The organism is Thermoflavimicrobium daqui, assembly GCF_003313465.1.
In the GTDB taxonomy this organism is placed as follows: domain Bacteria; phylum Bacillota; class Bacilli; order Thermoactinomycetales; family Thermoactinomycetaceae; genus Thermoflavimicrobium; species Thermoflavimicrobium daqui.
Genome location: NZ_KZ845692.1, coordinates 1 through 4,375, shown reverse-complemented (window position 1 = coordinate 4,375; position 4,375 = coordinate 1). Strand labels below are relative to the sequence as shown.

2 protein-coding genes and 2 rRNA genes are annotated in these 4,375 nt (G+C 38.4%); all 4 read right to left on the bottom strand.

What is annotated here, in order from left to right; translation table 11 throughout:
- Positions 1 to 159 (bottom strand): 23S ribosomal RNA (locus DL897_RS17870); the annotation flags it as partial.
- A 404-nt stretch (positions 160 to 563) separates the two neighbouring features.
- Entirely contained in the window at positions 564 to 1,016 is a 453-nt protein-coding gene (gene msrB, locus DL897_RS17865) for a peptide-methionine (R)-S-oxide reductase MsrB (RefSeq protein ID WP_113660468.1), read from the bottom strand.
- 96 nt (positions 1,017 to 1,112) lie between these two features.
- A complete protein-coding gene (gene nrdJ, locus DL897_RS17860) occupies positions 1,113 to 3,518 on the bottom strand; it encodes a ribonucleoside-triphosphate reductase, adenosylcobalamin-dependent (protein WP_113660467.1) in 2,406 nt (801 codons plus the stop codon).
- Between the two features lie 517 nt (positions 3,519 to 4,035).
- Positions 4,036 to 4,375 (bottom strand): 16S ribosomal RNA (locus DL897_RS17855); the annotation flags it as partial.

Here is a 4,375-nt window from a genome sequence, read left to right as displayed (position 1 = left end):
CAGGTAGAGGTACCAGTCCTTCAGACTGGTGGGTTGCCCCATTCGGAAATCTCCGGATCAAAGCTTACTTACAGCTCCCCGAAGCATATCGGTGTTCGTCCCGTCCTTCATCGGCTCCTGGCGCCAAGGCATCCTCCGTGTGCCCTTACTAGCTTAACCTACCTAAGCCTAATATTTTAAGGTACTCACTCTCGGTGAATGTTTTTCCCTTGACTATCATTTCCTTATCTAATTTTCAAGGTGCGTTTCTGTTGTTCGCTGTCATAGCAGCGACGTTTATTAATATAACACCACTCTACAAAAAAAGCAATACTTTTTTTGTATTTTTTTGTTCACAAAGTAAAAGAGGATAATCCATCCCTTTTTAAGCTATAATTTTTACAACATACATATTATATCTTTATTTGCATCTAGAATTGCAGTAATCCAATGAATCAAATCTACAGTAATTGAACTAATTGATTTATTGATCACAATTATCATCTTAATTGTACGTAAATTATATTTCCAAAAAAAGAATAGGTTTCCCTTTTCATTGCAAGAGAAACCTATATAATTTCTATCTATTGTTCTTTATTCTTATTTTTCTCAAATAAAGGGAGATACTCATCATAACCTTCTTCTTCTAATTTTTCTTTAGGAATAAAACGAAGGGCAGCGGAGTTAATACAATAACGTAAACCAGTTGGATCTGGTCCATCAGTAAATACATGACCTAAATGTGAATCAGCTTCCTTACTTCGTACTTCTGTACGAATCATACCATGGCTCTTATCCAATTTTTCAATAATTTGTGTTCGCTTAATGGGTTTTGTAAAACTAGGCCATCCACAACCAGAATCAAATTTATCCAATGAACTAAACAAAGGCTCACCAGAAACAATATCAACATAAATTCCCTCTTCTTTATGATCCCAAAATTCATTATGAAATGGTGGCTCTGTCCCATTATTTTGTGTTACTTCATACTGCATTTTGGTTAAACGTTTTTTTAACTCATCCTTATTTTTGTTCACCTTATTCACCTCTATATTCTCTTTTCGTTTATTTTACATAAAAAGAAGCCTCTTCACTCACCTTTTTCGGAAGTGAAGAAGCTTCTTTTTTGATCATTAACGAATTGGGCAGACACCCGTTGCACAGTCTTCCATTGTCTCGTCTAACTCTGTATCTTCGGCCATCTCATACTTCAATAGCTTCGTAAAATCAAATAGTTCCATTTCGGATGCCATTTTTTCATATTTTTCTGCTGTGCATGCTTCATAAGGTGCCAGCGGATAAGATCCACCATCATATGAGAGGAAAGAAACCCCGATAAACTGTGGCCAATTCTGATATACAATATGACATGCTTCATCCCATTCATGCGGCTTCAAAGTAATCGTATTGGAACTATTATGTTCTGTATAGGCATCTTGAAACATAAAGTAAGTATTGAATTGATCCTGTACATTTACAGAATCCTTGGTACGTTTGGCGCCTGATTTCACTGGGAAATCGATCACGAGTGTTCGAGCATTACGCATCTGTTCTTCGTAAGTGGTACCAGGAGTTCCAAACTCAGGGTTAATGACCCAGCCTTTATGTTCGAGACAAGCTTTTGCAAGCGGATCTTCAGCTGTGATACGAATACGGCGAATATAGTATGGACTATGAGACATGTGTAAACCACTTGACACGGCTCCCGCTACTAAGCTCAAGGTTCCCTCAGGTTTCACACTGGTTACAAGCAAAGAACGGTTTAATCCAAGCTCTTTAGCATAACGATCTGCTTCTTCTCTAGCCACACGCCCAAGTGTTTGTAAAATTTGACGCTCTGTCTCCGAATCTGCTGCGATTTCTTCCATAGCATCTTTCCATCCTGTAAGAGAAGTGCCCAATAAGCGTTCTTCTTTTTGTACCACATCCCAATGAGGGAGCTCTAAATCAACTAAAGTCATACGATAGCCAATTCGCGCAGATAGCTTTTGTGCTTCGATCAACTCATCGATTTTTAGTTTACCTTCATGTACAAATGCTTTTACATTGACTGTTGTTAAGTTACAGACGTTCTTAGACTTTAAAATGATCTCAGCACAAGGGTTCATTCCTATTTCATCCATTGTTTCTTCTAATTGTGTTTGAGTAGGTTCTGTAATTCCATGCTGAATCAAACGTCTTCTTGCCATTTCTGATAAATTAACAAAACCTGGTTCTCCTTCTGAGTGCATAACCAGAAAGACAAATTCTAAGTATTCTTTAGATGGCTGGTGGCGAAAAGCAATCGAGTTATTAGACATCCGCCGGTGGTGCAAAGGACGGCTATTGTTATATGGGAAAGGAATATAATTTTCAATTCCTTGCTTTTCAGCAAATTGCTTAGCTTCCGCTTTATCCGTAAAAGTTTTTATTCCATCTACATAAGGTACATCATAATGCTTTACACCCAATTGATCCCACCACTTCGGAATCGGAATACCTAGCCTGCTCATTTTCTGTTTAATTTGTTCGTGACGAGTAAATGCTTCTTCTCCCCACAGTCCATTAATTCCATATTTCGCAAATAAAGTTTCATAATCATCATGGTCAAACAAACAAATTTCGGCAGTACGTCTTACACCACCAACAACCACATTGTATCCTATCCGATTAGCAATATCTAACACATGAATAGGTCGAACACGTACATATCCTTCCTCTACTTCTTCTAAAGACAACATGTCTTTTTCTACTTCGTTTTTTAATACTTTTTCAATCCCTTGAAACATCTCTTGAAGTGGTTCGTGTCCACTCGCTGTACCACCAAATGTTTTTAAACGCTCACCTTTCGGACGGACAGAGTCATAATTGAAAGAAATATGTTGAATATGTGTATACTTCGGTTCGGTAAGGAGTTGAAAAAAGTAACGAAGTGATTCTACCCAACCTTCTTTTGAGTCTCCAATCGTTATTCTAGCTTGTCCTTGCTCTGCATTGATCTCTAATCGAGAATGTTCAAGGCGATCAGACTTTAGAACTGGCTGATATACTTCATGAGTAGTTCCAAATTGATTACGAATCGGACTCATTTTTTGACTTAATTTTTTAGTTGTCTTAAAGCCAACCCCCGTGCCTACTAAAAGTAGATAAAACAAGTCACAAAGATCTTCCCAATCCTCGATATTGGTAAAGCTACAGTTAAAATTGGCTAACGGGTATTTATCTGCAACTCCTGTTGAAGCATTCCCGACCCATAAAGTTCTACCTGAACAAAATTGCCGTCTATTAAATAAATTATCAAACATTAGCTCCGCTTCTTGGGTTAGCTCCCGTTTCTTTTCAACTAATTGGGCAGGAGATAAAGTTTTCGCAAAATAACGGTAGGCTAAATTTACATTGTATTCTGTAGCTCTATGGACTGTTTCTTTCCATACTTCACGTCTTCCATACTCAGGTAGATAACGAGAATAAGTTCGTAAATAGGTAAATTGCGCAATTGGCTCCATATCTCTTGGAAAATCAGGATATTTACTCAAAAACTGTTTAGATAAAAAGGTCATTACTTGTCCTCCTCGCCCAGTAACATACTGATGATCTATTTCAGTGTAATTAGACACACCATTTAAGTGGTACTCATATCATGGTGAAATTTTTATTTCACTTCGAAGAAAATTTAAGTATATAAGTCAGACCATCTTCTTGAAAATAGAATCAGAAGTGATGACTGCAGTATATGATAATACATAACCATTAAGAAAGAAAAGGTGACTACAAGTACCTCTCGAGTAGATAATCTTAAAAAAAGCTCACATCACTCCACTATATGTAGTATATCTTTGTTTTTTGATATTCAAGATATTGTATGATGTTAAATGATGGGTTTATTTCTATAATATCTCATCTCTTCAGCCTAGTTCATTTCTGTCCAACAACCATTTACAAATGCACATAAAAAAACCTATTTTTGATTAGGTCTAATCAAAAATAGGTTTTTTACATATTCCTTGAAAACTAAAGGTGAGACATGACTCGAGAGGTTTCGATTCAAAAATTTGTATCCATAAAGATACTCCGTAGAAAGGAGGTGATCCATCCCCACCTTCCGGTAGGGATACCTTGTTACGACTTCACCCCAATCATCTGCCCCACCTTCGGCGGCTGGGTCCCGGAGGTTCCCTCACCGACTTCGGGTGTTGCAAACTCTCGTGGTGTGACGGGCGGTGTGTACAAGGCCCGGGAACGTATTCACCGCGGCATGCTGATCCGCGATTACTAGCGATTCCGACTTCATGCAGGCGAGTTGCAGCCTGCAATCCGAACTGAGACTGGCTTTTTGGGATTGGCTTCACCTCGCGGTATCGCGTCCCATTGTACCAGCCATTGTAGCACGTGTGTAGCCCAGGACATAAGGGGCATG